Source organism: Aeromonas sp. QDB34, assembly GCF_027705405.1.
In the GTDB taxonomy this organism is placed as follows: Bacteria; Pseudomonadota; Gammaproteobacteria; order Enterobacterales; family Aeromonadaceae; genus Aeromonas; species Aeromonas hydrophila.
In genome coordinates this window covers 169,862-195,929 of the sequence record NZ_JAPDBT010000004.1, presented here as the reverse complement: position 1 = coordinate 195,929, position 26,068 = coordinate 169,862, and the positions used below count along the sequence as shown (strand labels likewise).

The following is a 26,068-nucleotide window of genomic DNA, read 5'->3' as shown; positions in this document are numbered from 1 at the left end:
CCCTTGCCTGAATGCCAAGCCCCTCCTGCGAGGGGCTTTGTTTTTTCCCGCCGACCCATTCCCGCTTTTTGCATAACAAGCGCCCATCTCGCCCTTGGCGGCCGGGCTCGCTCGTGTCACATTGTTGCGGCTTGGAAGCAACTACAACAACACAAGGAGCACGTGATGAACCGACTGCTATTGCCGCTGGTGCTTGGCACCGCCCTGTTTCATGGCGAGGCGTACAGCGCCGGCCACCTCTGGAGCCAGAGCCTGCCCGATTACAGCCAGGGCTATGACGAGCAGCGGGACCCGGCCCGCGATCTCGCCACCGCCAAGGCCAGCGCCGAGGGCAAGAAAGTCCTGCTGCTGGTGGGCGGCGAGTGGTGCAGCTGGTGTCAGGAGATGAACCACTTTCTGGACCAACAACCCGATCTTGCCGGCCAGCTCAACCGCACCTTCGTGGTGGTCAAGGTGAACGTCAGCAAACAGAACAAGAACGAATCCTTCCTCAAAGGTTATCCCGAGTATCTGGGGGTGCCCCACTTCTACGTGCTGGATGCCAAGGGCAAGCTGCTGGAATCCTTCAACACCGGGCTGCTGGAGAAGGGGGACAGCTACGACGGGGAGAAATTCGGCAAGTTCATCGCCTTCTTCCAGCCCAAGACCACCCACGGCTGACTCGCCAATCGATGCAATCGGGGCCCAGCACGGTCGGTGACTGTGCTGGGCCCCGATGGCCGTGCAAGCAGGGGTTGTAGGCCTGCGGCAAGCCGGCCATCCCCTCGACAAGGACGAAAAGATGTTACGGATACTGGGCAAAGCCTCCTCCATCAATGTGCGCAAGGTGCTGTGGACCTGCGCCGAGCTGGATCTCCCGTTCGAGCTGGAGGAGTGGGGGTCCGGCTTCAAGCCGACGGATACCCCGGCGTTTCTGGCACTCAACCCCAATGCCATGGTGCCGGTCATTCAGGATGACGACTTCACCCTGTGGGAGTCGAACACCATCATCCGCTATCTGGCGACGCGCTACGGCGACAACGCGATCTATCCCGCCGAGGCGAGAGCCAGGGCCCGGGTCGATCAATGGATTGACTGGCAGGCATCGGACTTGAACAGCGCCTGGCGCTACGCCTTCCTGTCGCTGGTGCGGCGCTCCCCCCAGCATCAGGACAGCCAGGCCCTTCACGCAGCTTGCCTGCAGTGGTCTCACTGCATGCAGATCCTGGAGAGACAGCTTCAAGCAACCGGGGGATATGTGGCCGGCCCCCACTTCTCGCTAGCGGACATTCCCATCGGGCTGTCGGTCAACCGCTGGCTGGAGACGCCCTATGATCGTCCGCTACTGCCGGCCGTGAATGACTACTACCAGCGACTGGGCGAGCGACCCGGCTTTCGGCGCTATGGGTGCAACGGAACGCCCTGAGGCGAACGGGAAAGGAGGGAGTTGGCAGAGTAAGCACGGCAGGCCGGGCCGGGATGACCGGGCCCGGCCTGCCGTATGTCAGGGTTGGGCATCCGGCTGCTGCTCTGGCGCGGCCTTGATAAACGCCTGCAACTGCTCGCAGTTGGCGACGATGCGGTTGATGGTGGGGTAGTCTTCCAGCGACATGTCGTAGCGGCGGGCGTTGTAGACCTGGGGCACCAGCATGCAGTCCGCCAGGGTCACCTCGTTGCCGACGCAATAGATGCCGGCGGTGGTCATCAGCAGTTGCTCCAGCGCGGTGAAGGTCTCGTCAATCCAGTGGCGATACCATTCGTCGCGGTGTGCCTTGCCCTGCCCCAGCGATTGCTCCAGATAGTTGAGCACCCGCAGGTTGTTGAGGGGGTGGATGTCGCAGGCGATCATGTTGACGATCTGGCGGACCCGGGCGCGCTCCTGCGGGGCCGAGGGCATCAGCGGGTGGGCGGGGTAGGTTTCGTCGAGGTACTCCATGATGGCCACCGACTGGCCCACCTGCACCTCGCCATCCACCAGAAACGGCACCAGCCCCTGGGGGTTGAGCCGGCGATAGGCCTTCTCACGCTGCTCGCCCTGCCGCAGATTGACCGGATGCTGCTCATAATCGAGCCCCTTGAGCTGCATCACGATCCGTACCCGATAACTTGCCGATGAACGCCAATATCCAAACAACTGCAACATAATCTGTCCCTGTGTTGGCAAGTGCAAGGGCACCTACCGCTCACCAGCCGGCCTCGTATCCATGCTGGCCCCTCACTTCGTCTGACTGGCCCCAGCCGGCGTGACCCGCTGCAAAATGGTGCCAAACAGACTCATCCCGTTGCGATCTTGCATCGCGATGGACACTGTATCACCAAAGCGCAGAAAGGGTGTAGTGGCTTGACCTGACTCGATAATTTCCAGCATGCGCAGCTCGGCGAGGCAGGATGAGCCGCGGCTTCTGTCGTAGTTGGAGACGGTCCCCGAGCCGATGATGCAGCCCGCCCCGAGCGGCCGGGTCTTGGCGGCATGGGCGATCAGCTCATAAAAGTTGAAGGTCATGTCCACCCCGGCGTCCGGGGCCCCGAACAGGGCGCCGTTGAGGTGGGTCTCGAGGGGCAGATGCACCTTGCCGTCGCGCCAGTCATCCCCCAGCTCGTCCGGGGTGATGGCCAGCGGTGAGAAGCTGCTGGAGGGCTTGGACTGGAAGAAGCCAAAGCCCTTGGCCAGCTCCCCCGGGATGAGGTTGCGCAGGCTCACGTCATTGACCAGCATCAGCAGCTTGATGTGGCCGGCGGCCGCCTGCGGGCTGGTGCCCATCGGCACGTCGTCGGTGATGACGGCGATCTCCGACTCGAAATCAATGCCCCACTCCTCCGACCCCATCGGGATGGTGCCACGGGGCGGCAGGAAGCTGTCCGAGCCCCCCTGATACATCAGGGGATCATGCCAGAAGCTTTCTGGCATCTCGGCGCCGCGGGCCTTGCGCACCAGCTCCACATGGTTGACATAGGCGCTGCCGTCGGCCCACTGGTAGGCGCGCGGCAGCGGGGAGAGACAGGCCGTCTCGTCGAACGGGAAGGCGTCGGCGCAGGCGCCATCGTTGAGCTGCTGATAGACGGCGGTCAGTTTGGGCGCAAGCTCGGCCCACTCGTCGAGGGCCGCCTGCAGGGTGGCGGCCAGCTGCGGCACGCGCACCGCACGGCTCAGATCGCGACTCACCACTACCAGGGCGCCGTCCCGTTTGCCATTGTTCAGGGTTGCCAGTTTCATAGGGATTCCTTTTATTTGCCGTTGGTGGCTGGCGTGAGTTCCGGGCGCAACCAGCTGGTGACGTAACGCGGGTTTTCCACCCCGTCACACAGGCTGCCGACGTTGAGCGCATCGCGGGTATCGAGCATCACCGCCACCTCGTCGGTGAACTTCTTGGCATAGGCCTGACCCGCCGCAAACGCCTTGGGATGGGGGCCGTGGGTGAACCCGGCGGGATGGAAGGTGACCATGCCCCGCTCGATGTTGTCCCGGCTGAAGAAATCCCCGGCGTGGTAGAAGAGCACCTCGTCGTAGTCGTCGTTGCTGTGGTAGAAGGGCACCTTGAGGGCACCGGGATCGCTCTCGATGGGGCGTGGCACAAAGGTGCAGACCACAAACCGGCTCGCCACGAAGGTGGAGTGGGCCGAGGGTGGCAGGTGGTAGCGATGACTCATCAGCGGGCGGATATCCCGCCAGTTGAGGCGCACCACGCAGAGATCCCCGTGCCAGCCCTGCGCATCCAGCGGGTTGAACGGCCAGGTGATGACCGAGACCTGGTTGTGACGCTTCACCTGCAGCGACCAGGGGTTCTCATCCTGCTGGGCCAGGAAGCGCTCGTTGATGGCCGGCACGTCCAGCGCCGCCGGATCGAAGATGGCGTGATTGCCCACCAGCCCCTTGTCCGGCAACTGGTAGCTGTCGTTGGTCGCCTCGATCATCAGGATGAACAGGGGCGCCGTCGGCTCGATGCGCCACATGGTGCCGCGGGGGATCACCAGGTAATCGCCATCGCGCAGGGTCAGGTGACCGTAATCGCAATAGAACTCGCCGCTCCCCTCGTGGATGAACAGGAGCTCGTCGCCATCGGCGTTGCGCACCAGAAACGGCATGGGCTCATGCAGGCGCCAGATGCGGTAGCGGCAGTGGGGGTTGCTGAGAATATCCGGCATCACCCAGGGGGAGAGGGAGCTCACCTCCTCGCCGAGGGCGTTGAGATCGAACAGGCGCGGGCGCAGCGGCCCCTCCCAGTTGACCCAGTCGGTGGGGGCATGCTTGTGGTGCATGTGGGTGGCCGGCCCGAAAAAGCCGGAGCGGCCCAGTTCACGCTCATAGATGGCCTGCTCGGGCAGGTCGGCATGAGCCTGGCGGGAGTGTGTCCCCTCCCGGTGGGGAAAGTTAATCCAGTTGCGCATCGCCAACCTCCCTTGCTTGACAACCAACCCGCGTGTGGCGGTTCCCGTTACGCATCATTGAGCACCCCACGGCGGATCTGATCCAGCTCGATGGATTCGAACAGTGCCTGGAAGTTGCCCTCGCCAAAGCCTTCGTTGCCCTTGCGCTGGATGATCTCGAAGAACACCGGGCCGATCACAGTGTCGGTGAAGATCTGCAGCAGGATGCCGTCCTTGGTGGGAGAGCCGTCGATCAGGATACGCAGCTCTTTGAGCGCCGCCAGATCCTCCTGGTGCCCCTCGACCCGGCTGTCCACCTTCTCGTAGTAGGTGTCCGGGGTCGGCATAAAGCCGGTACCACGGCCACGCAGGGTGCGGATGGTGTGGTAGATGTCGCTCGACGCCATGGCGATGTGCTGGATCCCCTCCCCCTTGTACTGACGCAGGTACTCCTCGATCTGGGACTTGTCGTCGGAGGATTCATTGATGGGAATGCGAATTTTGCCGCAGGGGGCTGTCATGGCGCGGGAATGCAGGCCGGTCAGCTTGCCCTCGATGTCGAAGTAGCGGATCTCCCGGAAGTTGCCGATCCGCTCGTAGAAATTGGACCAGACATCCATGTTGCCGCGCTGCACGTTGTGGGTCAGGTGGTCAATCTCGTACAGCCCGGCATCCACCTCGGCCATGCGCGCCTGCCAGTCGGGATAGAAGACGAAGTCCACGTCATAGATGGAGCCCTTGTCGCCGTAGCGGTCGACGAAAGAGAGGGTGCTCTCGCCGATGCCGTAGATGGCGGGGATGTTGAGCTCCATGGGGCCAATCTTGCCGACGAACGGCTTGGCGCCCTTGCCGATGGCGTACTGCTGGGCCTTGCCTGCATCGCTCACCCGAAATGCCATGCCGCAGACGCTCGGCCCGTGCAGGCTGGCAAACTGCTCGGCCTGGGAGTGGGGCTCGGCATTGACCACGAAGTTGATGTCTCCCTGGCGGTAGAGCCAGCACTGCTTGTGCTTGTGCTGCGCCACCTCGGCAAAGCCCAGCGAGACGAACAGCGCCTTGAGGGCGGCAATCCCTTTGGCATCCGGCGCCGTGTACTCGACGAATTCGAAACCATCGGTGCCGAGCGGATTGATGGTGTGAGTACGGGTAGAAGAAGTGGTCGTCATGATGCGCTCCTTGCGATTGACTGATAACGAAGAGGGTAACACCGGGGCGCTGCGGGCAGCCGCCACCGGCATTGTTAACAACTTGTTTCATTAGAGGTGGCAGCGCGGCGGAAGAGAAGAGGCGGCGTTCAGATAGTTTGCCGGGAGGGATGGCCAAAAGATGTAAATAGATTGTGACATTAAGGCCGCAGCCTTGTGGCGCGCTCGGTGGCGCCCCGCAAGGCTGTCAGCTTTGCCTTACAGGGACCAGTATCTGGGCTCGATACGGGGCAATGCGTGCCTCGCCTGTTGCAGCCGCGCCGGGGTGGGATTGATGAGCCAGGCCGCCTGCCCCTCTGCCAGCAGTGGCAAGTCGTGCAGGCTGTCGCTCAGGGCCAGGGTGGCGCCAAGGGCGTGGATCCCGGGCAGGATCTTGTGACGGCCGTGGCAGTAAAAACGCGGCATCAGACCGCCGAGGCGATAGTGCATCCGCGAACCCAGAATGCGATGGGGCAGATGGCCGGGCAGTTGCTGATGGAGCTGGCCCCGCACCAGGGCGCGAGGGCTGGCGGAGAGCACCCAGCAGCGCTGCCCTTCGTCCAGCAGCAGGGCGCGCGCCTCACGAAACAACCCAGGCCGGGAGCGGCAGTAGGCTCGCACCAGGCGTCGCCACCCCAGCGGCGACAGCCCGAGGGTGATGGCCCACCAGATCAGTGAAATGCCGCGCCGACGCTGGCTTGGCAGCAGATAGACCAGCCCGCCCAGCGCCATCACCGGCCACAGCAGCAGCGGCCAGATGCGGCGGCGCAGGATGAAACGCAGCAGCCCGGCATGGCTGTCATCCGGCGCCAGGGTGTCGTCAAAATCCGCCAGGATCCAGCCGCTGGCGGGCAGATCCGGCACGCCTGGCACTGTTGCCCCCTTCATTCGGCCAGCCCCGCAATGGCGGCGTGCAACTCGGGCAGCACAAACAGCGTGCCTTCGTCGGGCGAGCAAACGAAGTCGAACGCCTCCCCCGCCAGGGTGAACGCGAGGCGCCAGGCGTGCAGATAGCCGCGATCGGCCGCCGTGCCGCCGTAGCGCTCATCCCCGAGGATCGGCGCCCCCACACTCTTCAAGGCCACCCGGATCTGGTGGGTCTTGCCGGTTTGAGGCTTGATGCGATAAAGGCGCAGCCCCTCGCGTACCGACACGGAGTCGAACCAGCTGATGGCGGGGTTGTCGAGTGTGCGGGTCAGCATCCAGCTGCCGCCCCGCCCCTTCTGCATGTCCCCCTTCACCCAGCCCTGCTTCTTCTTGGGCTTGCGATCGGAGAGGGCCAGATACTGCTTGCTCACTTCCCGCGCGGCAAAGGCCATGCTGAGGGCACGGTTGGCCTCGGTGGTGCGCGCCAAGAGCACCAGCCCGGAGGTCATCTTGTCGAGCCGATGCACCGGATAGAGCTGCATACCAGTGTCGGCCTTGACCCGACTGACCAGGCCCGGATGGAGCAGGCCGGCCTCGTCGGTCTCGTCATGCATGCCGAGCCCGGGCCCCTTGTTGATAACCATGAAATCTTTGTGCTGCGCTAGTATCCGGTACATCAATAACCCTTTAGAATGTTTTTAATTACAAGAACATGACCCTGCGGGGTCGCACCCCATGAACACTCAGAACAAGACTCGCACGGATGAAGAGATACCTGCTTTGGCTGCTGCTGATTGGCATCAGTCATGCTGTTCCCCTGCGGGCCAGCGAATCCACCCTTGAAGCGCCGGAGCGGGTCGTACTCCAGCTGCGCTGGCTGCATCAGCCCCAGTTCGTTGGCTATCACATGGCCAAGGCCAAGGGCTTTTATGCCAGTGCCGGGCTGGACGTCGAGATACGGCCCGGCGGCAAGGACATCAGCCCGGTAGAAGAGGTGCTGAGCGGGCGGGCCGACTTCGGGGTCGGCAACACCGAGGTGCTCACCAGCTACGCCAGCGGCCAACCACTGTTGGCGCTTGCCAGTGTCTACCAGCACTCCCCGTCCATCTTTCTGGCTCGCCGTGACAGCGGCATTCTCACCGTTGACGACATGCGTGGCAAACGGATCATGATGTTTTCGGCCCATCAGGACGCCGAACTGCTGGCCACTCTCTTCTATCAGGGGCTCAATGAGCACCAGCTGATCCCGCTGCCCACCTCGGTCAACATCGAGGATCTCATCGAGGGGCGGGTCGATATCTTCAACGCCTACCTCAGCAACGAGCCCTTCTATCTGGAGGAGCGCGGCATCCCCGTCTCCGTCATCAATCCGCGCAACTACGGCATCGATTTCTACAGCGACATCCTGTTCACCACCCAGGCACAGGAGCGCGCCCATCCGGATCGGGTGGCCCGGTTTCGGGCCGCGAGCCTGGCGGGCTGGCGCTACGCCCTCGCCCACCCGCAGGAGGCCATCGCCCTGCTGCGCAAGGAGTATGGCGTCAACCGCAGTCAGGCCCACATGGAGTACGAGCTGCAGGTGAGCAAGGAGATGATCCAGCCGCTCTATGTGGAGATCGGGTATATGAATCCCGATCGCATGACCCACATCATGCAGCAGCTGGTCGAGATCGGGCTGGTGTCCAAGCCGGTCTCCTTGCACGAGTTTCTCTATCAGGCCCCTTCCGAGCAGTGGATCTTCTGGCGTCCCTGGTTCCTGCTGAGCCTGGCGGCCTGCGTACTGATCCTGCTGCTGGCCCTCTATCTATTGATGTGCAACCAGCGGCTCAATCGCGAAATCGCCCTGCGCCGCCAGCGGGAGGAGGAGATCTGGCAACTGGCCCGCCGCGACCCGCTCACCGGCCTGCCCAACCGGCTGAGCCTGATGGAGCGGCTCGATGCCCAGGTCAAGGGTCCGGCCCCCGGCTGCCTGCTGTTTTGCGACCTCGACGACTTCAAGCAGGTCAACGACAACTTCGGCCACAGCCACGGCGACGCCCTCCTCTGCCAGCTGGCGGAGCGGATCAGCCGCAGTCTCGGGCCACAGCACTTTTTCGCCAGACTGGCCGGCGACGAGTTCGTGCTGCTGTTGCCGGGCCACGATCAGGCGCAGGCCGACGCCATCGCCGAGCAGATCAGGGTCACCATGCAGTCGCCGTTCGAGGTGGAAGGAGTTCCGCTGGCGGTCGGCATCAGCGTCGGCATCAGCCAGTACCAGCCGGGCTGGCGCGCCGAGCAGTGGCTGATCCAGGCCGACCGCGCCATGTACCACGACAAGGGGTCTCCGCTGGCAGCGCCCCCAGGCTGACCCCAAGCCCCATACAACAACAAGGCCACCCGCAGGTGGCCTTGTTGTTGTATGGATGGCAGCGGCGGCTAGCCGAAGGTCTGCCCCAGGGACTTGAGCTGTCTGGCCTTGGTCAGCAGGATCTCGCTCGACTCGTCCACATCCTGCATCTTGCTGCTGTTGGCATGGGAGTGCTGGGAGATGAGGTTGACGTTCTGGCTGATGTCTTCCACCACCGCCTGCTGCTCCTCCGCCGCCGCCGAGATCTGGGCCGAGAAGTCCATCACCAGCTCGATCTCCGCCAGCACCTGATGCAGGCTGTCCGACCCCATCCGGGTCATCTCTACGCAGGCCTGGGTCTGTTGCAGGTTGTTCTGCATCATCCCCTTCCAGCCGTTCAGGGTGCGCTGGATCTGGCCGATGCTGCTCTGGATCTGTTCGGTCGCCTTGTGGGTGCGGGTAGACAGGGTGCGCACCTCGTCCGCCACCACCGCAAAGCCGCGCCCCTGTTCGCCGGCCCGGGCCGCCTCGATGGCGGCGTTGAGCGCCAGCAGGTTGGTCTGATCGGCAATGCCCTGGATTTCCCCCATCAGCACCCCGATGCGATCCGACTCGCTGGCCAGCGCCACCGCCGAGGCAAAGGCGTGCTCCGCCTCCTTCGCCAGATCGGTGATCTTGTGCTCGGTCTCGATCAACTGCTGATCCGTGTGCTGGCAGTGGGACTTGGCCTCGGCAATCTGGCTGTTGGTGTCCTGGATGTTGCGGGCGATCTCCTGGGCCGTGCTCGCCATCTCGGTGATGGCGGCCGCCATCTGCTGGGTCTGGGCATCCTGCTCGGCGATGTCCGAGCTGGCCTCGCTGGAGGCACTCTTCAGATGCACCGCCAGATCCTGCAGGGCGTGAGTGGCATCATCCACCCGGCCGAGCACGGTGCGAATACGGGCCTGCAGCAGCTTGATGTGGAAGTCGGCGATGGCGCTTGGCTCCTGGCCCGAGTAGATGAGCCGGGTCAGGCTGTCGTACTCGCCGGCCAGTTGCTGCAAGTAACGGGGGGTGGTGATCAGTTCGTGGCGATAGAGCAGCCCCAGCAAGATCAGCGGCAGCGCCATGTAAAGCGCGGCCCAGCCGCCCAGTTGCACGGTGCCGAGCCAGCCCAGCGCCAGCAACCCGGCCACCGCGACCCCGTGGCGCAGCCGCGCCAGCGAAATCCTGGGCTTGCCGCCGCCCTGCTCCGCCGCCCGCAGCCGCGCATAGGTACGGGCTGCGATCTGCTTCATCTGCGGATCGGCGCGGCAGCGCACCGACTGGTAGCCGCTGATCTTGCCCTGCTCGAAGATGGGGGTGACGTAGGCATCCACCCAGTAATAGCGACCATCCTGGCAGCGGTTCTTCACCATGCCGCGCCATGGCTGGCCCTGCTTGAGTTTGCCCCACAAGTCGGCAAATGCCGCCTTGGGCATGTCGGGATGGCGCACCATGTTGTGGTGCTGCCCCACCAGCTCGGCCCGGCTGTAACCGGCGACCCGGCAAAAGTTGTCATTGGCGTAGGTGATCACGCCCCGCAGATCCGTGGTGGACACCAGCTGTTCATCAGCTGCGAAATCCACTTCCTGATCAACAAGATGGCCTTTTTGTTCGCGCATGTAGCCCCCACTTTTACGCTGTTGCTCAGTAGAGTGTTGGGAAGCAATCAGCACCTGTAAAGGTCAATTCAAAAAGATTCTGACGGGGCGAGAACGGATCGGGTCGGCAGGAAATAATCATTGATTCAAATCAATGTTTCCTGCCTTTACGCGATATTTATTGCAGTGACAGATGGCTGGCAATGGCCTTGAACAGCACCGGATAGTCATCCTCGAAATGGTGCGAACCGGGCAGGGTCACCGTGGTCACGTTGGGCTGCTGCAGACGGGGACAGAGCCGCACCGGCGAGTCGTCATCAGCCCCCTGCACGCAGAGCATCGGCAGGGTGTGGATGGCGTTGACCTCGGGCTGGGTGGGATAGCTGCCCGCCTTGTCGTGGGTCACCATGTCGCTGACATGGATCTCGAAGTCGGAGGCGGTCGAAGGCGAGAGCATCACGGCCCCGACCAGGCTCTTGCGATAAGGTTCGGGCAATCGATTGATGACGAAGGGCACTATCTCGGCACCGAAGGAGAAGCCCACCAGCAGCCAACGCTGGCGCCCCCAGCGGGACTGGTAATCATCCAGGATCCGCACCAGATCGGCGGTGACCTGCTCTGGATCCTTCTTCTTCCAGTAGTAGGTGAGTGAGCTCCAGCCCACCACCGGCATGCCGTGCTGCTGCAACTGGGCACTGAGCCCCTTGTCCAGCGCCGCCCAGCCGCCGTCACCGCTCATGAACACCACCATGGGGGCGCTTGAGGCTTGCGCCACCGGCAGCTCCACCAGCCCCAACTCCTCTTTCACCGACGCGGCAGAGAGCGAAAAGGCGCAGCACGCCAGCAGCAATAACAGGATTTTCATGGCCGACTCCTATTTTTTGATGAGCCCGAACGGGCCTCGGCTGATCAGGGATATCAGGTTGGTCAGCACCCTCGGCAGCACCAGCTTGCTGGTACAGAGCAGGTAGCGCGGCTCCCAGTCCGGCGAGAACTTCTCCTTGTAGCGTCTGAGCCCCTGGAAATTGTAGAAACGGCTGCCCCGGGTGAAGATGGTATTGCCAAGCCGGGTCCAGTAGCCGCTCAGGGGGTGATCGTTGAAACCGGACATGGGCGCCATGCCAAGGTTGAAACTGGCATAGCCCTCGGCCTTGCCCCACAGCAGCAGCTCGACGAACAGGAAGTCCATGATGGGCGCGGTGCCCGTGTCCAGGCTGTAGCGCATCAGGTCGATGGAGAGGCTCTCCTTGTTGTCGCTGACCCAGAGGTTGGCAAAGCCGACTATCTGCCCCTCGTGACGCACCAGCGCGGCTGGGCTCAGGCTGAGGTAGGCGGGCTCGAAACTGCCCACCGAGAAGCCCTTCTCCTTGCCCTGCTTGCTCTGCAGCCAGGTGTCCGACACCTCTTTGAGGCGTGGCAACAGTGCAGGCACACATTCAGGCGCCACCACCTCGAACGACAACCCCTCCCGCTTGCCCTTGGCATGACTCTGGCGCAGGTTTCGCAGCCGGCTGCCGGCCAGCTCGAAGGCCGCCAGATCGACAATGGCCTCCTCCCCCAGCTTGAACGGGATCAGACCCAGCTCCAGGTAGAGCGGCAGGTAGCGGGCCGACACCTGGTAGAACACCGGGCTGGCATCGTGCTGGTCGCACAGCTCGCGAAACTGCCAGAGCAACTCCTCGATAAGCTCAGGCTGACCGATGGGATCCCCCATCACGATCCAGCCATTGCCCTCGACGCCGTACATCAAAAACGCCTCGCCGCCGGGATGAAACAGCAGCGACTTGTCGCCAAGCTGGGCCAGGTAGCCATGACCGCCCCCCTCCCGCAGCACCAGGGCATGGGCTCGGGTCAGCTCCTCTGCTTCCGGCTTGCGCCCCGAGACCCGCAGCGGCGCCAGCAGTTGGGCCACCCCAACCACGGCCAGCACGGCCACCACGCTGCCCATGGCCCGCAGCCCGCGAGAGGCGGCACCATGGGGCGAGAAGTGGAACCAGAGGGCGTGGTCATATTCCACCTGACGGTAGGAGAAGAGCAGCAGCCAGAGCGCCCCCAGCAGTACGGCCCCCACCGAGATGAGCCAGCCCGGGGTGAACTGGGCGTGCAGCAGGGAGCCCTTGCGATAGAACAGTGAGCGGCAGGGAGTGATGATGAGCAGGAACAGCCCGAGCAGCAGGGCCGACTCCCAGTCGAACCCCTTGAGCAGGGAGAAGATCATCCCCAGCCCCAGCAGCAACTGGGTGATGCGAAACGCCGCATCGTGGCGCCGGTAGAGGCTGCGGGCCAGCAGGATCAGCAGCACACCGCTGACGCTGCCAAGCACATGGGAGAGCTCCAGCAGGTGCAGCGGCAATACCTGCAGGAACATCTCGATGCGCCCGCGCATGGTGGGGATCATCCCCGAGCAGAGCAGCAGGCTGCCCGCCGCGAACGCTCCCAGGCTGATCAGCGCCGGTAGGAACTCGCGCACCGCCGTCATGATGCCCTGCAGCCGGCTCCAGCGCGCCTTCTGCTGCAACAGCTCCTGGCTGGTGAACAGCAGCAGGGCGCACAGGAAAGGCAGCACATAGTAGATGCAGCGATAGAGCAGCAGGGAGGCCAGCAGCTTGTCCACCGGCAGGTATTTGGCCAGCAGCAGGCTCATGCTCGCCTCGAACACCCCGATCCCGCCGGGCACATGGGCCAGCACCCCGAGGAAGCTGGCCAGCACGAAGGCACTGAGCAGCACCGGATAGGAGACGCTGTCCGCCGGCAGCAGCACATAGAGCACGGCAGCGGCCGCCATCCAGTCCAGCAGCGCCACCAGCAGTTGCAGCAGCCGGGTTCTGAATACCGGCAACACCAGCTCGTGGCCACGCCAGACCAACGCAGGCTTTGGCCAGAACAGGTAGCCAAGCACCGCCAAGAGCGCCAGAGCGCCCGCCACGTTGAGCAGCTGATCGGCCCACAGCGGCCAGTCCGGCAGCAAGGTGGTAGCCTGCCCCACCAGCAGTGCCGTGCCCCCCCAGGCCAGCAGGCCGAGGAAGAAGGTCACCGAGCAGAAGACGATGATCCTGGCCACCTCCCCGGTGCCCAGCCCCAGCGACGAGTAGATGCGATAGCGCACCGACGAGCCGGTCAGCAGGGCGAAACCCAGAGTATTGGAGAAGGTGTAGGCGATAAACGAGGTGACCCCCACCTGCTGCCAGGGCAGCCGCTTGCCGAGGGCGTGCACCGCCAGCATGTCGTAGCAGCAGAGGCAGGCATAGCTGAGCAGGGTCAGCAACAGGGCACCGCCCAGCAGCGGCAGCGGCAAAGACCAGATGGCCAGCCGGATGTCGTGCCAGTGCCAGAGGTGAGTCAGACGATAGAGCACGGCCAGCGCCGCCCCCAACAACAACAAGCTACATAACGGGCCTAACCAGATAAACAGATGACGCCGCATTGCCGATCCCTACCGACGCGAGGCCATGGCCATGCGCGTCACGTTGCTGAACATGGCCACCCGCAGCGAGAAACGCAGACTGCACTCCTTCGCGCCTTGGCCTTCAAATAGATGTTTTATGGGCCGTGGGCGGCGAACGGTCGGCACTGATGACATGGCCAATTTGGCCCTGGCTGCCCGGAAAATGCCCCCGCCCAGCATGGCATCCCACTTTATATCGACTTTTTTGCAAAAGACGAGCCTTGCCCCCGAAATAAAATTACTCAGCTGCTGGCAGATTAATTCGCCGCTTATCCTGGCGGTCAGCCCCACCACATCCCGTTGGCTCACAGCACAATTAATGAGCAGTGACATCATACACCAGATAACGCGGTTTACCCGACCCATCTGGTCAGGCTGGCAAGCCGCTCACGGGTCATCATCAGGCTGCGCCCAAATAAAAAGGGGAGCCAGGCTCCCCTTTATCTCAATATGGCGTTACTGCACGCTGCGACACTGACTGAAGATATCCAGCTGCTGGTTATATACCGCCGTATTCACATCCCAGATCCCCAGCATGGACGAGAACAGGTTGTCGTGGGAATAACGGGTATTGGCTGCCTTTTGCTGCAGACAATCGAGGTTCATTCCCTTCTCTTTGGAGAAACCGGGCGACATCCACACCTGCATGGGCACCCGGGTCTGATCATCCGGTGCAAATTTGTAAGGGGTACCGTGCAGATAGAGCCCCAATGCCCCCAGTGACTCGCCATGGTCGGAAATATAGATCAGCGCCGTGTTGTATTTGTCTTCATATTTTTTCAGCCGTTCGATCATGCTGGCAATCACAAAATCGGTGTAGCGAATGGTGTTGTCGTAGGTATTCTCCAGCTCCTGATCGGTGCAGTTCTCGATATCGCTGCGCTGGCAATCCGGCAGGAAATGGCGATGCGACCCCGGATAACGCTTGTAATAGGTCGGGCCATGGCTGCCGATGAGGTGAAAGCCCACCAGCTTGTCCCCCTTCATGGCGGCCAGCTCGTCGTCCAGCCCCTCCAGCACCACCTCGTCATAGCAGGTGTTCTTGTCGCAGAACTTGGGGTGATCCTTGGGCTTGACCACCATGTTCGGCACCCGATCGCACACGCCCTTGCAGCCGCCGTCATTCTCCTTCCAGAAGATGGAGATACCGCTCTTTTGCAGCACATCCAGCAGCCCTTCGCTGTTGCGGGCCTGGTTGCCGTCGAACTGGTTGCGCCCCATGTTGGAGAACATGCAGGGTACCGAGACCGCCGTCGCCGTACCGCAGGAGCGCACGTCGTTGAAGGAGATGATCCCCGCCTGCTTGCTGGTGAAGGGGTTGGTCTCCTTGTGATAGCCGTTCATGGAGAAGTTCTTGCCGCGCGCCGTCTCCCCCACCACCAGGAACATCATGGTCGGCTTCTCCTTGCCGGCCACCCGCTTGGCGTCGTCGCCCATGCGCTGGAACGGTACCGGCTCCGCCAGATAGCGTTTGTAGAGATACTTGGTGGTGCTGTACATGTAGTTGGCCGGCGTGATCTCCCGGTTCAGGGTCTGGTTGTTGCGCCCGACCGAGGCATAGTCCTGATAGTAGGCTGCGGCGATGATCCCCAATACCGCCAGCGAGGCCAGCATGGAGAGGCCGCGCTGCAACAGGCCCTGATACCATTTGGCCGGATACTCTATCTTGACGAAGAACAGCAGTACCGCCGGCACCACTCCGGCCAGCAATACCCAGACCACGATGGGCACGCTCAGGTAGGAGTAAGCCTCGCTCTGGTTGGTCTCAAAGATGTTCTGGATCATGTCGCCATCAAACAGCACCTTGTATTTCATCATGGTGTAGCTGGCAATGGCACCGGTGATAAACAGAAAGGCAAAGAAAGGCTTGATGAAATAACGCACAGAGAATGGCATGAATACAAAGTTCAATGCCGCTACCAATACGATGGGTATGGAGATGGCAAACCCGATTTTAAAATGCTCAAGCTGCGTCAATATCTCATAAAAATGCAGCAGGACTGGCCAGTTGAGCAAGAAGGCAAAAATAAATGCCAACAACAAAATAAATGGAACAATTCTTATTCTAAGAAAAGAAGGCATGCATATCTCCCTGTTACGCTTCTTTATTACACGTCGAAATAGCCGAACCAGAGTCGACACGCCGATATTTGGCGCCGGATAGTAACAGCGTGCTGAAAACACCAAATATACTATTTTCAAATATCTTCAATAATGTGATGTATATCAACAATCATCAGCAAACTGACAGCCTAGCCGACGATACTTAAGGAAAAATTAAGATACCCGCGTTATGCAATCGATCGAAAAACAGCCACACATATACGACTCACCTCCCCACCTGGTACTCGCACCACTCTTTTTCAAGACGGCCGCTCGTCCTTAAGTTTTGCTTAAGACTGCTCGGCGAGGCTGTTCCCTGACGAGTCCTCGTCACACGACAGATGCGAGAGAGGGTTAACATGCACAACAGCAACAGCGCAGCAATCAGCAAGGTGCCAGAGATCACCCTGGCATTCTGGGTCATCAAGATTCTGGCGACCACCCTGGGGGAGACGGGGGGTGACGCCGTCTCCATGTCGATGGAACTCGGTTATCTGGTGAGCACGGCCATCTTTGCCGTGATCTTTTTCGTGTCGGTCAGCGCGCAGATCGCGGCAACCGCCTATAACCCCCTCCTTTACTGGACCACCATCATCGCCACCACCACGGTCGGCACCACCCTGGCAGACTTTGCCGATCGCTCGCTCGGGCTGGGCTATGCCGGTGGTTCTACCCTGCTGCTGGCTTTGCTGATGGGCTCCTTCCTGCTCTGGTATCGGCTGCAGGGCAGCATCTCCACCGGCAGCATTACCACCCCGCGCACCGAGCTGTTCTACTGGGTCACCATCATGTTCTCCCAGACGCTGGGCACCGCACTGGGTGACTGGACCGCAGACGAGGCCGGCTTTGGTTATGCAGGCAGTGCCGTGCTGTTCGGCGGCATGCTGGCCGCCATCGTCGCTACCTACTACCTGACCCGGGTGTCGCGGACCCTGCTGTTCTGGGCCGCCTTCATTCTGACCAGGCCGCTGGGAGCCGTGGTGGGGGATTTTCTGGACAAGCCGCTCAGCAAGGGCGGGCTGGAGCTGAGCCGTTACTCCGCCTCCTTCACCCTGCTGGCCGCCATCGCCGCGCTGGTGCTGATCTCGACCCTGCGCAACCGGCAAGCGGTTCGGGCTGAGCTCGATATCGAACAGTAATCACGCAGCAAGCCAGCCCGGCCGCCTCTGGGTCGCCGGGCTGGCTATGCTCTGTGGGAACTGATGCGAGGCAAGGCTCCCCCGATGACGACAGGCAACAGACAAGACCCGGTTCCTCCCTCCCGCCGGATCCCGCGCGGGGTCTGGGTGCTGGGCTTCGTCAGCCTGCTGATGGACATCTCGTCCGAGATGATCCACAGCCTGCTGCCCCTGTTCATGGTGACGGTGCTCGGCAGCAGCGCCCTCACCATCGGGCTCATCGAAGGGATGGCGGAGGCCACGGCACTGATGGTCAAGGTCTTCTCCGGCACCTTGAGCGACTATCTGGGGAGACGAAAAGGGCTGGCCCTGCTCGGTTACGGGCTGGGAGCCCTGACCAAGCCGCTGTTCGCCATCGCCAATGGCAGCGGGTTGATACTGACCGCCCGCCTGCTGGACCGAATCGGCAAAGGCATTCGCGGCGCCCCCCGCGATGCGCTGGTGGCCGACCTCACTCCCCTTGAGCTGCGCGGCGCCGCCTTTGGCCTGCGCCAGTCCCTCGACACGGTCGGCGCCCTGCTGGGGCCACTGCTGGCCGTGGGATTGATGCTGCTCTGGCACGATGATTTTCGCGCCATCTTCTGGCTGGCGGTCATTCCTGGGCTGGCCTCGGTCGCCCTGCTCGCCATCGGCCTGCGTGAACCCAAAGAGAGCGATGGGCGCGAGCGCCGCAACCCCCTGCGACGCGACAACCTGCGCCGGCTGGGTAAACCCTATCGCTGGGTGCTGTTGATCGGCGCCCTGTTCACCCTGGCCCGCTTCAGCGAAGCCTTTCTGGTGCTGCGTGCCCAGCAAAGCGGTATGGCGCTGGCGCTGGTGCCGCTGGTCATGGTGGCGATGAATCTGATCTATGCCCTCAGCGCCTACCCGTTCGGCCGCCTCTCGGATCGCATGAGCCACCGCACCCTGCTGATCTGGGGGTTGCTGGTGCTGATTGCCGCCGACCTGGTGCTGGCGACCAGCACCCACTGGGTCGTGCTGCTGGTGGGGGTGGCACTGTGGGGCTTGCACATGGGGATGACCCAGGGGCTGCTGGCCGCCATGGTGGCCGCCACGGCCCCGGCGGATCTGCGCGGCAGCGCGTTTGGCTTCTTCAACCTCGTCTGCGGCCTCGCCATGTTGCTGGCTAGCCTGCTGGCCGGCCTGCTGTGGGACCATCTGGACCCCGCCTTCACCTTCTACGCCGGCGCCGCCTGCTGCCTGCTCACCCTGATGGTACTCAGCCAACACCAGCCGCCGCCATCCACCACGGCACCATGACCCGAAAACACCGGCGTCCAGACAGCAAAAAGCCCCCGGCAACCAGGTTGCCGGGGGCTTTTCTAAAGATGGCGGAGGAGGTGGGATTTGAACCCACGGATGGTCGCCCATCGCCGGTTTTCAAGACCGGTGCATTCAGCCGCTCTGCCACCCCTCCGAACGGCGTGCATACTACGTCAGGCCCTTGTTCATATGCAATACATATTTGATTTGGGATAGTAGGGGGCAACAGGCTGGGGTGGGGCTTGAAATCAGCGCTCGTCATCCCGACATTCAGTGCATACAATGCGTTAACGAGGCGGATTGCCGCCTCACCCCGGAAATCAAGAGGACACCCAAGATGGATACCCGTTCTATCTATACCGGCACCCAGAGTGCCGCGCGCGATACCAACAAGGTACTGCGCAACACCTATATGCTGCTCTCCCTCACTCTTGGCTTCTCTGCCGTGGTGGCCGGGGTAGCCACCGTGATGAACATGCCGCCCCTGCACTGGGCCATCTTCCTCATCGGCGTCTACGGTCTGATGTTCCTGACCGAGAAGAATCGCGAAAACGGCATGGGGCTGGTGTTCACCTTCGCCCTGACCGGTCTGCTGGGCTACAGCCTGGGCCCCATCATCAACATGTACATGAACAATGGCGGCGGCGAGATCGTGATGACTGCGCTCGGCGGCACCGCGCTCACCTTCTTCGGTCTGTCGGCCTATGCCCTGACCACCAAGCGTGACCTCTCCTTCATCGGCGGCATGCTGTTCGTCGGTTTCTGGGTACTGCTGGTGGCCATGATCGCCAACATCTTCCTGCAGATGAGCGCCCTGAGCCTGGCCCTGTCCGCCATGTTCATGCTGTTCTCCTCCGGCGCCATCCTGCTGACCACCCAGCAGATCGTGCGCGGCGGCGAGACCAACTACATCTCCGCCACCGTCACCCTGTACGTCTCCATCTACAACATCTTCCTGAGCCTGCTGAGTCTGCTCGGCGGCAACCGCAACTAATCAAACACCCCGCTTCGGCGGGGTTTTTATTGGCACCTGTTTCTGTCAGGATAAGTTGTAAATCAAGGATATGAAGCGAAGTGGCCCTGATCCAAATCAGGGCCGTTTCGTTGTTGACCGGTTATGCTCTGGTTTTCGTTTCGCTCAAGGGTTGCGCTCTCCCATGCCCATGGATTTCTCTGGCCTGTTGCGCCGTTTGCTGACTGACAGTCATATCTATTTCGCCCTCAAGGTACTGCTGGCCATCATGGGGCTGCTTGCCTTCACCCTGGCGACCGGTGACATCCAGCTCACCGTGCTGCTCTCCCTTGGGGTGGTGGCCGGCGCCATTGCCGAGACCGACGACAGTCTGTGGGGCCGGGTCAAGAACCTCGCCATGACCCTGCTCTGCTTCCTGTTCGCTTCCCTGTGCGTGCAGTACCTCTTCCCCACGCCCTGGCTGTTCGCCCTGGGGCTGGCGGGTTCCACCTTTATCTTCGTGATGGTGGGGGCGCTCGGTCAGCGCTACGCCACCATCAGCTTCGGCTCCCTGCTGATTGCCATCTACACCATGCTGGGGGCCGCCAAGGCGCCGGATCTCTTCTATCAGCCGCTGGCCCTCGGCGCCGGGGCTCTCTGGTATGGCCTGGTGTCGCTGGTCTGGCTCTGGCTGCTGCCCTACAAGACCCTGCACGAACAGCTGGCCCAGAGCTACTTTGCCCTCTCCCGCTATCTGCTGGAAAAATCCCGCTTCTTTCCGGCCGACGAGCACGGTGCTCAGGCCATTCGTCACAACCTGGCCCAGCTCAACATCAACCTGGTCAACGCCCTGACGCTCACCAAGTCGGCGCTCAACGCCCGCCTCAGCCCCCGTCACCGGGCCTCCCCCGAGCTGGCCAGCCTGCTGCGCCTCTACCTGCTGGCGCTGGAGATCCACGAGCGGGCCACTTCCAGCCACTACCCCTACAGCAAGCTGGAGGCCGAGCTCAAGCAGGGCATAGTGCTTGACGGCTTTCAGGAGGTGTTCCTGCAGCTCTCCGAGGCGTGTCAGCGGCTCGGCTACGCCATCCTGGTACACAAGCCCTATGCCCACAACAAGCGCATCCACTGGACGCTGGAGGCCCTCGGCGATCAGCTGGAGTTCACCCACCTCAAGCAGCACTACCCGAAGACCCTGCTGACGCCGATGAAGTTTCTGCGCCGCAATCTGGCCAGCATCAACCAGCTGCTGCAAAGCGCCGAGGAGCTGCAAAATCCCGAGCAAGCCCCGCAGAGCCTGCCGCCCCTGGCCCGCCCCGCCCGCCTGCCGCTATTGACCCAGCTCAAACAGCACCTGACCCCCAACTCCATGGTGTTTCGCCATGCCCTGCGGCTGTCGCTCGGGCTGGTGGTGGGCTATGGCATTCTGCAGGCGTTCCACCTGGACAAGGGCTACTGGATCCTGCTGACCGTGCTGTTCGTCTGTCAGCCGAGCTACAGCGCCACCCGCCGCCGGCTGGTGCAGCGCATGCTCGGCACCTTCGCCGGCCTGCTGGTGGGGATCCCGGTGCTCTGGTTGTTCCCGGAATTGCACGTACAGCTGGTGGTGATGGGGCTGGCCGCCTTCCTCTTCTTCACCCAGGTGCGCAGCAACTACAGCGCCGCGGTCTGCTTCATCACCCTCTACGTGTTGATGGCGTTCAACCTGCTGGACGGCATCGGCTTCGCCATCCTGGGGCCGCGCATGCTCGATACCTTCCTCGGCTGCCTGCTCTCCTACGCCCTGGTGGCCTGGCTGTGGCCGGACTGGCAGTACAAGCGGCTGCCGACCCTGATCGCCAATTCGCTCTCGGCCAACGCCCGCTACCTCTCGGCGGTGCTCGCCAGCCTGCAGCAGCAGCGGGATGAGTCCATCGACTACCGGGTGGCGCGCAAGAGCGCCCATCTGGCAGACAGCGAGCTGGCCATGGCCTGGCAGAGCATGCTGGTGGAGCCACAGAAGCGCCGTCGTTTTCTCGACCTCTGCTTCACCCTCACCTGGCGCAACCACGCCCTGCTCTCCTACATCTCGGCGCTGGGGGCCCATCGCGACAAGCTGGAGGCCATCGGCGAGCTGGACGAGATCAGCCGTCATCTGAGCCACACCCTGGAGCGGGCTGCCGGCCACCTGGCGGGAGAGATGCCGGAGCAGATCGAGGGGCAGTGCCCGGTCATCACCCCGGACAGCAGCGAGGAGCAGCTGATGCTGACCCAGCAGCTCAACCTCATCAGCCAGCTGGCGGATGAGTTGCTCACCCTGGCCAACGAGAGCCGGTTGCTCACCCGGGAACAAGGCGCTACCATGCCCGCCCAATCCTGACAGGCCACAAGGAGCCCACCATGTCCGAGCATCACCAGCTGGAATTCAACGGCCAACTCATCGACACCGATGCCAAGGGTTATCTGCTCAACAGCAGCGACTGGAGCGAGGCGCTGGCACTGGTTCTGGCCGAGCAGGAAGGTATCGTGCTGGAGGAGCCGCACTGGGAAGTGGTGCGCTTCGTGCGCGCCTTCTATCTGGAGTTCAACACCTCCCCCGCCATTCGTGCCCTGGTCAAGGCGATGGAGAAGCAGTACGGCCCCGAGAAGGGCAACAGCCGCTACCTCTACAAGCTGTTCCCGGAAGGCCCCGCCAAGCAGGCCACCAAGATTGGCGGCCTGCCCAAACCGGTGAAATGTATCTAAAAAAAATACCGCGCCCATCCAAGATGCAGCGCGGTATTTTTTTACCTTGTCGACCCTCTTAAGGGTTGTAAGCCACTACGGAACCACTCAAGCCGGTCATCTGGCCGATGCGGCTCTGCATGCCCTGCAGCTTTGCCTTGGAGACATCCGGCCCGATGAAGACCCGGTTGAGCTGACCCTGGACCGGCGTGCGTGGCGAGGTGTGCGCCGAGTAGCCCGCAGCCCGCAGCTTGCCCACCAGCGCATTGACGCTGTCGACGTTCTTGAAGGCGCCGAGCTGCAGGATCCAGCTGCCCTGGGCCGGCGCAGTAGCGGCAGGCGCCGGGGCTGTCGTCGTGGTCGGTTGTCCCATCTTGCTGGCGATGAGATCGTCCATCGACTTGATCTGGCCCGCCTGCGGCTTGTTCTCAACCGGTTTTTGCACCTCGACCGGCTTGGGCGGCACCACCTTGGGCTTGGGCTGCTCCACCGGTTTCTTGGCGATCACTTCAGGCTTGGGCTGGGGCTTGACCACAGGCGGAGTGACGGGCTGGGTCACCGGCTTGGCGGCCGGTTGCTGCACCGGCGGCTGGCCCTGCTTGGCCCCCAGGGTTACCGGCTCAGATACCTCTTCCACCTGCCACTGCTGGGCAGCAGAGGCCTGCTGCTGGCTGGCCAGGTGCTCCGCCGGCAAGGTGCTGGCGGCCGATACCTGCAAAGCGGGCTTGGCGGGCTCCAGCTCCGGGCGCAGCGGGATCTTGGCAAACGCCTCTTCCTTCTGCTCCAGCTTGTGGCCGTCCATCAAATCCGGCAGAAAAATGACAACCAGGGCCACCAGGATGACGGTGCCCACCAGACGGTTTTGAAACTTAGAGGCCAAGTTGAATCCTACCTTTACGTAACTCAATATGCGATTCGGCTCCCCGCCAGAGGGCCGGGGAGCCGGGGTGTGGCCTAGACGGCGACACCCGCCAGAATGTCGGCAACAGTGTAAAACGAACCAAACACAATGACCATATCATCAGGACTCGATGCGGCCAACGCAGCAGCATAGGCCAGCCCCACGCTGTCAAAGGTGGTCGCCGGCCCCCGCTCGCTGCCAAGGGCGGCCGCCAGCTGGGCCGCGCTCGCCGCCCGCGGGCCGGTCAGGCTGGCCAGATACCATTCGCCGATGAGGCCATCGAGCTCGGCGAGCGAGCCCGCCATGTCCTTGTCCTTGAGCATGCCGACCACGGCGCGGCGCACGCCGGTGCAGGGCATCTTGCGCAGCTGGGCTGCCAGGTAGGCTGCCGAATGGGGGTTGTGGGCCACATCGACGATGACCAGCGGCGCGCTTTGCAGTTGCTGCATCCGGCCGGCCAGCCGGGCATTGGCCAGCCCTTGTCGAATAGCCTCTTCCGGCAGCGGCAGGCCGAGGGACTCCAGCGCCGCCAGCACGGTGACCGCGTTCATCAGCGGCAGGCCCGGTTTGGGCAGGTCGCGCCACTGATGAAGGCCGTGATAATCCCAGCCGCTGGCGTGCTCATCACCACGAAAATCAATGCCGACCTGACGCAGGCAGGCGCCGAGGCGGGCAGCCTCGCTGGCGATGGTGACGGGCGGATTGGGCTCACCGCTGATGGCAGGTTTGCCGGCGCGATACACGCCTGCCTTCTCCACTGCCACCGCCTCGCGGGTATCACCCAGCCAGTCGCAGTGATCGAGCGCAATGGAGGTGATCATGGCGACATCGGATTCCACCACATTGGTGGCATCCAGCCGACCGCCCAGCCCTACTTCCAGCAGCAGCACGTCCGGCGCGGCGCGGCGGAACAGCCACAAGCCGGCCAGGGTGGCGAACTCGAAGAAGGTAAGGGCAATCTCGCCGCGGGCCGCTTCCACCTCGGCAAAGGCGGTGCAGTGGTCGCTGTCGGCCAGTTCGGCCCCGTTGATCCGCACCCGCTCGGTAAAGCGCAGCAGATGGGGAGAGGAGTAGACGCCGACCTGGTAGCCGGCTTCCATCAGTATGCTGGCCGCCATGGCGCAGCTGGAGCCCTTGCCGTTGGTGCCCGCCACCGTGATCACCTTGAACGGCAGTTGGGTTAAGCCCATGCGGCGGGCCACGGCGCCGACCCGATCCAGCCCCATGTCGATGTTGACCGGGTGGATCTGCTCCAAATAAGAAAGCCAGTCGACCAGCGACCGGCTTTGGGATTGTTGCATGTTGGAACTCATCTTCACTCTTCGATGACGTGAGTATTCAGCATTTTAGCGAGCAGGCTGGCCAGACGGTTACGCATCTCGCGGCGATCGATGATGAGGTCGATGGCGCCCTTCTCCAGCAGGAACTCGGAGCGCTGGAAGCCTTCCGGCAGCTTCTCGCGCACGGTCTGCTCGATGACGCGCGGACCGGCAAAGCCGATCAGTGCCTTGGGCTCGCCCACGTTGATGTCACCCAGCATGGCCAGACTGGCGGAGACGCCACCCATGGTGGGGTCGGTCAGCACGGAGATATAGGGCAGGCCGGCTTTGGACAGACGGTCCAGCGCCGCACTGGTCTTGGCCATCTGCATCAGGGAGAACAGCGCCTCCTGCATGCGGGCACCACCCGAGGTGGAGAAACAGACCAGACCGCGACCTTCCTTGATGCTCTCCTCGACGGCGCGCACGAAGCGGGCACCGACCACGGAGGACATGGAGCCACCGATGAAGGAGAACTCGAATGAACAGGCGACGACCGGCACCCCCTTGAGGGTCCCCTTCATCACCACCAGCGCATCTTTTTCTCCCGTCTCTTTCTGGGCGGCAGACAAACGATCCTTGTAGCGCTTGGAATCCTTGAATTTCAAGACATCCTGCGGCTCCAGCTCGGCACCGATCTCGGTGCGGCCCTGCTCGTCGAGAAAGCTCTCGAGACGGGCACGGGCGCTGATGCGCATATGATGATCACACTTGGGGCACACTTCGAGATTGCGCTCCAACTCTGCCCGGTAGAGCACCTGTTCACAAGCACTGCACTTGGTCCACACCCCTTCCGGAATGTTGTGACGACGAGGTGTAGTGATCTTGCTCTTGGGAAGGATCTTCTCAAGCCAGCTCATGGAATTCCTTAATGCTTTTGTGCCTGACAAAACGCATCGAGCCTAGATTGTTCAATGACTTAATAGCTCGATGGCAATAAATGACGGATCATTAAACCACAAATTTTCGGGGCCAGTTACTAAAAACTGGTCGTACCCGGTGCCGAGTCCGGCAGCCACAACGGGCCCAGCGGCATCCGCGGCAACCCCAGCTCCGCCGGGTAATCCACGTCCACCAGATAGAGTCCCCCCGCCTTGGCGGTCGGGCCCGCCAGGTTGCGATCCCGGGCTGCCAACACCTCGGCAATCCACTCCACCGGCTGGAGCCCCTGCCCCACCAGCAGCAGGGAGCCGGTGATGTTGCGCACCATGTGGTGCAGGAAGGCGTTGGCCTTGATGTCGAGCACGATGTAGGGGCCGGAGCGGCTGACACAGAGGTGGGTCACATTGCGCCAGGGGGTGTTGGACTGACAGGCGACGGCCCGGAAGGTGCTGAAGTCGTGCTCCCCGAGCAGGCTCTGGCCCGCCTGGTGCATCAGATCGGCATCGATGGTTTCGTGGTAGTGACTGACGCCACTGCCGAGGATGGCCGGCCGGTAGTTGTGGTTGTAGATGACGTAGCGGTAGCGACGGGCGGTGGCGCTGAAGCGGGCATGAAACCCCTCGTCTACCTGCTTGACCCAGCGCACGGCGATGTCCGGCGGCAGGTTGGAGTTGAGGCCCAGGGTCCAGGCCCCTTCGGCGCGATTCGCATCGGTATCGAAGTGGATCACCTGGCCGGTGGCGTGGACACCGGCATCGGTGCGCCCTGCACACTGGATGGAGACGGGGTGATTGGCGATCCGGCTGAGGGCCTTTTCCAGCTCCTCCTGTACGCTGATCACTTCGCGCTGACGCTGCCAGCCGAAATACCGGCTGCCGTCGTATTCAATACCTAGGGCAATTCGCATGGATAAACTTGTCTTCTGATGAAAAGGGGCGGTGAATGAAACGGGGCGGATTATACGCGTCTCGCCTCAAAA

23 protein-coding genes and 1 tRNA gene are annotated in these 26,068 nt (G+C 62.6%); 8 read left to right on the top strand and 16 right to left on the bottom strand.

From position 1 onward, the window contains the following. Positions 1-165: 165 nt before the first annotated feature. Both OKC29_RS08500 and OKC29_RS08495 read left to right on the top strand, forming a co-directional pair. Positions 166-660, top strand: a complete 495-nt coding sequence (locus OKC29_RS08500; RefSeq protein WP_073350715.1) for a thioredoxin family protein — start codon at positions 166-168, stop codon at positions 658-660. A 121-nt stretch (positions 661-781) separates the two neighbouring features. Next, complete coding sequence (locus OKC29_RS08495; RefSeq protein ID WP_073350717.1) at positions 782-1,405, top strand: glutathione S-transferase family protein; 624 nt, start codon at positions 782-784, stop codon at positions 1,403-1,405. A 78-nt stretch (positions 1,406-1,483) separates the two neighbouring features. Here the strand turns inward: OKC29_RS08495 and maiA are convergent, their stop codons facing one another. From maiA to OKC29_RS08465, 6 genes are all read right to left on the bottom strand, one after another. Beyond that, on the bottom strand, positions 1,484-2,122 hold the full coding sequence (maiA, locus tag OKC29_RS08490) for a maleylacetoacetate isomerase (protein ID WP_039214563.1): 639 nt from the start codon (positions 2,120-2,122) through the stop codon (positions 1,484-1,486). 72 nt (positions 2,123-2,194) lie between these two features. Beyond that, positions 2,195-3,193, bottom strand: coding sequence for a fumarylacetoacetate hydrolase family protein (locus OKC29_RS08485; RefSeq protein ID WP_016351125.1), 999 nt, complete (start codon positions 3,191-3,193; stop codon positions 2,195-2,197). A gap of 11 nt (positions 3,194-3,204) precedes the next feature. Continuing rightward, on the bottom strand, positions 3,205-4,365 hold the full coding sequence (locus OKC29_RS08480; protein WP_011706477.1) for a homogentisate 1,2-dioxygenase: 1,161 nt from the start codon (positions 4,363-4,365) through the stop codon (positions 3,205-3,207). Positions 4,366-4,412: 47 nt separating this feature from the next. Beyond that, the gene (hppD, locus tag OKC29_RS08475; RefSeq protein WP_073350719.1) at positions 4,413-5,510 is read right to left on the bottom strand and encodes a 4-hydroxyphenylpyruvate dioxygenase; all 1,098 of its coding nucleotides are present in this window, start codon (positions 5,508-5,510) and stop codon (positions 4,413-4,415) included. Positions 5,511-5,747: 237 nt separating this feature from the next. After that, positions 5,748-6,416 (bottom strand): HAD family hydrolase, encoded by a 669-nt coding sequence (locus tag OKC29_RS08470; protein ID WP_073350722.1) that lies wholly within the window; start codon positions 6,414-6,416, stop codon positions 5,748-5,750. Beyond that, entirely contained in the window at positions 6,413-7,072 is a 660-nt protein-coding gene (locus OKC29_RS08465; RefSeq protein WP_073350724.1) for a TIGR01621 family pseudouridine synthase, read from the bottom strand. The genes OKC29_RS08470 and OKC29_RS08465 overlap by 4 nt, the downstream gene beginning before the upstream one ends. Positions 7,073-7,158: 86 nt before the next feature. On the opposite strand from OKC29_RS08465, the gene OKC29_RS08460 reads away from it, so the two are divergent. After that, positions 7,159-8,742 (top strand): GGDEF domain-containing protein, encoded by a 1,584-nt coding sequence (locus OKC29_RS08460; RefSeq protein WP_073350725.1) that lies wholly within the window; start codon positions 7,159-7,161, stop codon positions 8,740-8,742. A gap of 68 nt (positions 8,743-8,810) precedes the next feature. On the opposite strand, the gene OKC29_RS08455 is transcribed toward OKC29_RS08460, so the two are convergent. The 5 genes from OKC29_RS08455 to OKC29_RS08435 all read right to left on the bottom strand — a co-directional run bounded on the left by OKC29_RS08455 (position 8,811) and on the right by OKC29_RS08435 (position 15,870). Further along, entirely contained in the window at positions 8,811-10,364 is a 1,554-nt protein-coding gene (locus OKC29_RS08455; RefSeq protein WP_073350727.1) for a methyl-accepting chemotaxis protein, read from the bottom strand. Between the two features lie 157 nt (positions 10,365-10,521). Beyond that, the gene (locus tag OKC29_RS08450) at positions 10,522-11,208 is read right to left on the bottom strand and encodes an AcvB/VirJ family lysyl-phosphatidylglycerol hydrolase (protein ID WP_073350729.1); all 687 of its coding nucleotides are present in this window, start codon (positions 11,206-11,208) and stop codon (positions 10,522-10,524) included. A gap of 9 nt (positions 11,209-11,217) precedes the next feature. Then, positions 11,218-13,767, bottom strand: coding sequence for a bifunctional lysylphosphatidylglycerol flippase/synthetase MprF (gene mprF / locus OKC29_RS08445; protein ID WP_270669257.1), 2,550 nt, complete (start codon positions 13,765-13,767; stop codon positions 11,218-11,220). 9 nt (positions 13,768-13,776) lie between these two features. Continuing rightward, the gene (locus OKC29_RS08440; protein WP_257702296.1) at positions 13,777-14,121 is read right to left on the bottom strand and encodes a hypothetical protein; all 345 of its coding nucleotides are present in this window, start codon (positions 14,119-14,121) and stop codon (positions 13,777-13,779) included. 123 nt (positions 14,122-14,244) lie between these two features. Further along, positions 14,245-15,870, bottom strand: coding sequence for an MCR-3-related phosphoethanolamine--lipid A transferase (locus tag OKC29_RS08435; protein ID WP_073350735.1), 1,626 nt, complete (start codon positions 15,868-15,870; stop codon positions 14,245-14,247). A gap of 380 nt (positions 15,871-16,250) precedes the next feature. On the opposite strand from OKC29_RS08435, the gene OKC29_RS08430 reads away from it, so the two are divergent. Next, positions 16,251-17,030 carry a COG4705 family protein gene (locus OKC29_RS08430; protein ID WP_073350737.1) on the top strand — a complete coding sequence of 260 codons (780 nt, stop codon included), beginning with the start codon at positions 16,251-16,253 and terminating at the stop codon, positions 17,028-17,030. An 84-nt stretch (positions 17,031-17,114) separates the two neighbouring features. Beyond that, positions 17,115-18,329 (top strand): MFS transporter, encoded by a 1,215-nt coding sequence (locus OKC29_RS08425; RefSeq protein WP_073350738.1) that lies wholly within the window; start codon positions 17,115-17,117, stop codon positions 18,327-18,329. A gap of 69 nt (positions 18,330-18,398) precedes the next feature. On the opposite strand, the gene OKC29_RS08420 is transcribed toward OKC29_RS08425, so the two are convergent. Continuing rightward, positions 18,399-18,486, bottom strand: a tRNA-Ser gene (locus OKC29_RS08420). A 183-nt stretch (positions 18,487-18,669) separates the two neighbouring features. Here OKC29_RS08420 and OKC29_RS08415 point away from each other — a divergent pair. The 3 genes from OKC29_RS08415 (at position 18,670) to OKC29_RS08405 (ending at position 22,008) form a co-directional block, all read left to right on the top strand. Beyond that, positions 18,670-19,326 carry a Bax inhibitor-1/YccA family protein gene (locus OKC29_RS08415; RefSeq protein ID WP_016351136.1) on the top strand — a complete coding sequence of 219 codons (657 nt, stop codon included), beginning with the start codon at positions 18,670-18,672 and terminating at the stop codon, positions 19,324-19,326. A gap of 163 nt (positions 19,327-19,489) precedes the next feature. Further along, positions 19,490-21,643, top strand: a complete 2,154-nt coding sequence (gene yccS / locus OKC29_RS08410; protein WP_073350740.1) for a YccS family putative transporter — start codon at positions 19,490-19,492, stop codon at positions 21,641-21,643. Between the two features lie 20 nt (positions 21,644-21,663). Then, positions 21,664-22,008: a TusE/DsrC/DsvC family sulfur relay protein gene (locus tag OKC29_RS08405; RefSeq protein WP_041207220.1), complete on the top strand. Its 345-nt coding sequence runs from the start codon at positions 21,664-21,666 to the stop codon at positions 22,006-22,008. A 58-nt stretch (positions 22,009-22,066) separates the two neighbouring features. On the opposite strand, the gene dedD is transcribed toward OKC29_RS08405, so the two are convergent. From dedD to truA, 4 genes are all read right to left on the bottom strand, one after another. Further along, the gene (dedD, locus tag OKC29_RS08400; RefSeq protein WP_011706491.1) at positions 22,067-22,867 is read right to left on the bottom strand and encodes a cell division protein DedD; all 801 of its coding nucleotides are present in this window, start codon (positions 22,865-22,867) and stop codon (positions 22,067-22,069) included. A gap of 74 nt (positions 22,868-22,941) precedes the next feature. Continuing rightward, on the bottom strand, positions 22,942-24,201 hold the full coding sequence (folC, locus tag OKC29_RS08395) for a bifunctional tetrahydrofolate synthase/dihydrofolate synthase (protein ID WP_162275720.1): 1,260 nt from the start codon (positions 24,199-24,201) through the stop codon (positions 22,942-22,944). A gap of 2 nt (positions 24,202-24,203) precedes the next feature. Beyond that, a complete protein-coding gene (gene accD, locus OKC29_RS08390) occupies positions 24,204-25,067 on the bottom strand; it encodes an acetyl-CoA carboxylase, carboxyltransferase subunit beta (protein ID WP_011706493.1) in 864 nt (287 codons plus the stop codon). Between the two features lie 119 nt (positions 25,068-25,186). Then, positions 25,187-25,996: a tRNA pseudouridine(38-40) synthase TruA gene (gene truA / locus OKC29_RS08385; protein ID WP_029300144.1), complete on the bottom strand. Its 810-nt coding sequence runs from the start codon at positions 25,994-25,996 to the stop codon at positions 25,187-25,189. Positions 25,997-26,068 lie beyond the last annotated feature (72 nt).

What these genes read in the sequence shown, in the direction of transcription:
- OKC29_RS08415 (WP_016351136.1), top strand. Translation starts at nt 18,670, where the DNA reads ATGGATACCCGTTCTATCTATACCGGCACCCAGAGTGCCGCGCGCGAT.
- OKC29_RS08455 (WP_073350727.1), bottom strand. Translation starts at nt 10,364, where the DNA reads ATGCGCGAACAAAAAGGCCATCTTGTTGATCAGGAAGTGGATTTCGCA.
- mprF (WP_270669257.1), bottom strand. Translation starts at nt 13,767, where the DNA reads ATGCGGCGTCATCTGTTTATCTGGTTAGGCCCGTTATGTAGCTTGTTG.
- maiA (WP_039214563.1), bottom strand. Translation starts at nt 2,122, where the DNA reads ATGTTGCAGTTGTTTGGATATTGGCGTTCATCGGCAAGTTATCGGGTA.
- hppD (WP_073350719.1), bottom strand. Translation starts at nt 5,510, where the DNA reads ATGACGACCACTTCTTCTACCCGTACTCACACCATCAATCCGCTCGGC.
- OKC29_RS08430 (WP_073350737.1), top strand. Translation starts at nt 16,251, where the DNA reads ATGCACAACAGCAACAGCGCAGCAATCAGCAAGGTGCCAGAGATCACC.
- OKC29_RS08500 (WP_073350715.1), top strand. Translation starts at nt 166, where the DNA reads ATGAACCGACTGCTATTGCCGCTGGTGCTTGGCACCGCCCTGTTTCAT.
- accD (WP_011706493.1), bottom strand. Translation starts at nt 25,067, where the DNA reads ATGAGCTGGCTTGAGAAGATCCTTCCCAAGAGCAAGATCACTACACCT.
- yccS (WP_073350740.1), top strand. Translation starts at nt 19,490, where the DNA reads ATGCCCATGGATTTCTCTGGCCTGTTGCGCCGTTTGCTGACTGACAGT.
- OKC29_RS08405 (WP_041207220.1), top strand. Translation starts at nt 21,664, where the DNA reads ATGTCCGAGCATCACCAGCTGGAATTCAACGGCCAACTCATCGACACC.
- folC (WP_162275720.1), bottom strand. Translation starts at nt 24,201, where the DNA reads ATGAGTTCCAACATGCAACAATCCCAAAGCCGGTCGCTGGTCGACTGG.
- OKC29_RS08480 (WP_011706477.1), bottom strand. Translation starts at nt 4,365, where the DNA reads ATGCGCAACTGGATTAACTTTCCCCACCGGGAGGGGACACACTCCCGC.
- OKC29_RS08465 (WP_073350724.1), bottom strand. Translation starts at nt 7,072, where the DNA reads ATGTACCGGATACTAGCGCAGCACAAAGATTTCATGGTTATCAACAAG.
- OKC29_RS08435 (WP_073350735.1), bottom strand. Translation starts at nt 15,870, where the DNA reads ATGCCTTCTTTTCTTAGAATAAGAATTGTTCCATTTATTTTGTTGTTG.
- OKC29_RS08495 (WP_073350717.1), top strand. Translation starts at nt 782, where the DNA reads ATGTTACGGATACTGGGCAAAGCCTCCTCCATCAATGTGCGCAAGGTG.
- OKC29_RS08450 (WP_073350729.1), bottom strand. Translation starts at nt 11,208, where the DNA reads ATGAAAATCCTGTTATTGCTGCTGGCGTGCTGCGCCTTTTCGCTCTCT.
- truA (WP_029300144.1), bottom strand. Translation starts at nt 25,996, where the DNA reads ATGCGAATTGCCCTAGGTATTGAATACGACGGCAGCCGGTATTTCGGC.
- OKC29_RS08440 (WP_257702296.1), bottom strand. Translation starts at nt 14,121, where the DNA reads ATGTCACTGCTCATTAATTGTGCTGTGAGCCAACGGGATGTGGTGGGG.
- OKC29_RS08470 (WP_073350722.1), bottom strand. Translation starts at nt 6,416, where the DNA reads ATGAAGGGGGCAACAGTGCCAGGCGTGCCGGATCTGCCCGCCAGCGGC.
- OKC29_RS08425 (WP_073350738.1), top strand. Translation starts at nt 17,115, where the DNA reads ATGACGACAGGCAACAGACAAGACCCGGTTCCTCCCTCCCGCCGGATC.
- OKC29_RS08460 (WP_073350725.1), top strand. Translation starts at nt 7,159, where the DNA reads ATGAAGAGATACCTGCTTTGGCTGCTGCTGATTGGCATCAGTCATGCT.
- OKC29_RS08485 (WP_016351125.1), bottom strand. Translation starts at nt 3,193, where the DNA reads ATGAAACTGGCAACCCTGAACAATGGCAAACGGGACGGCGCCCTGGTA.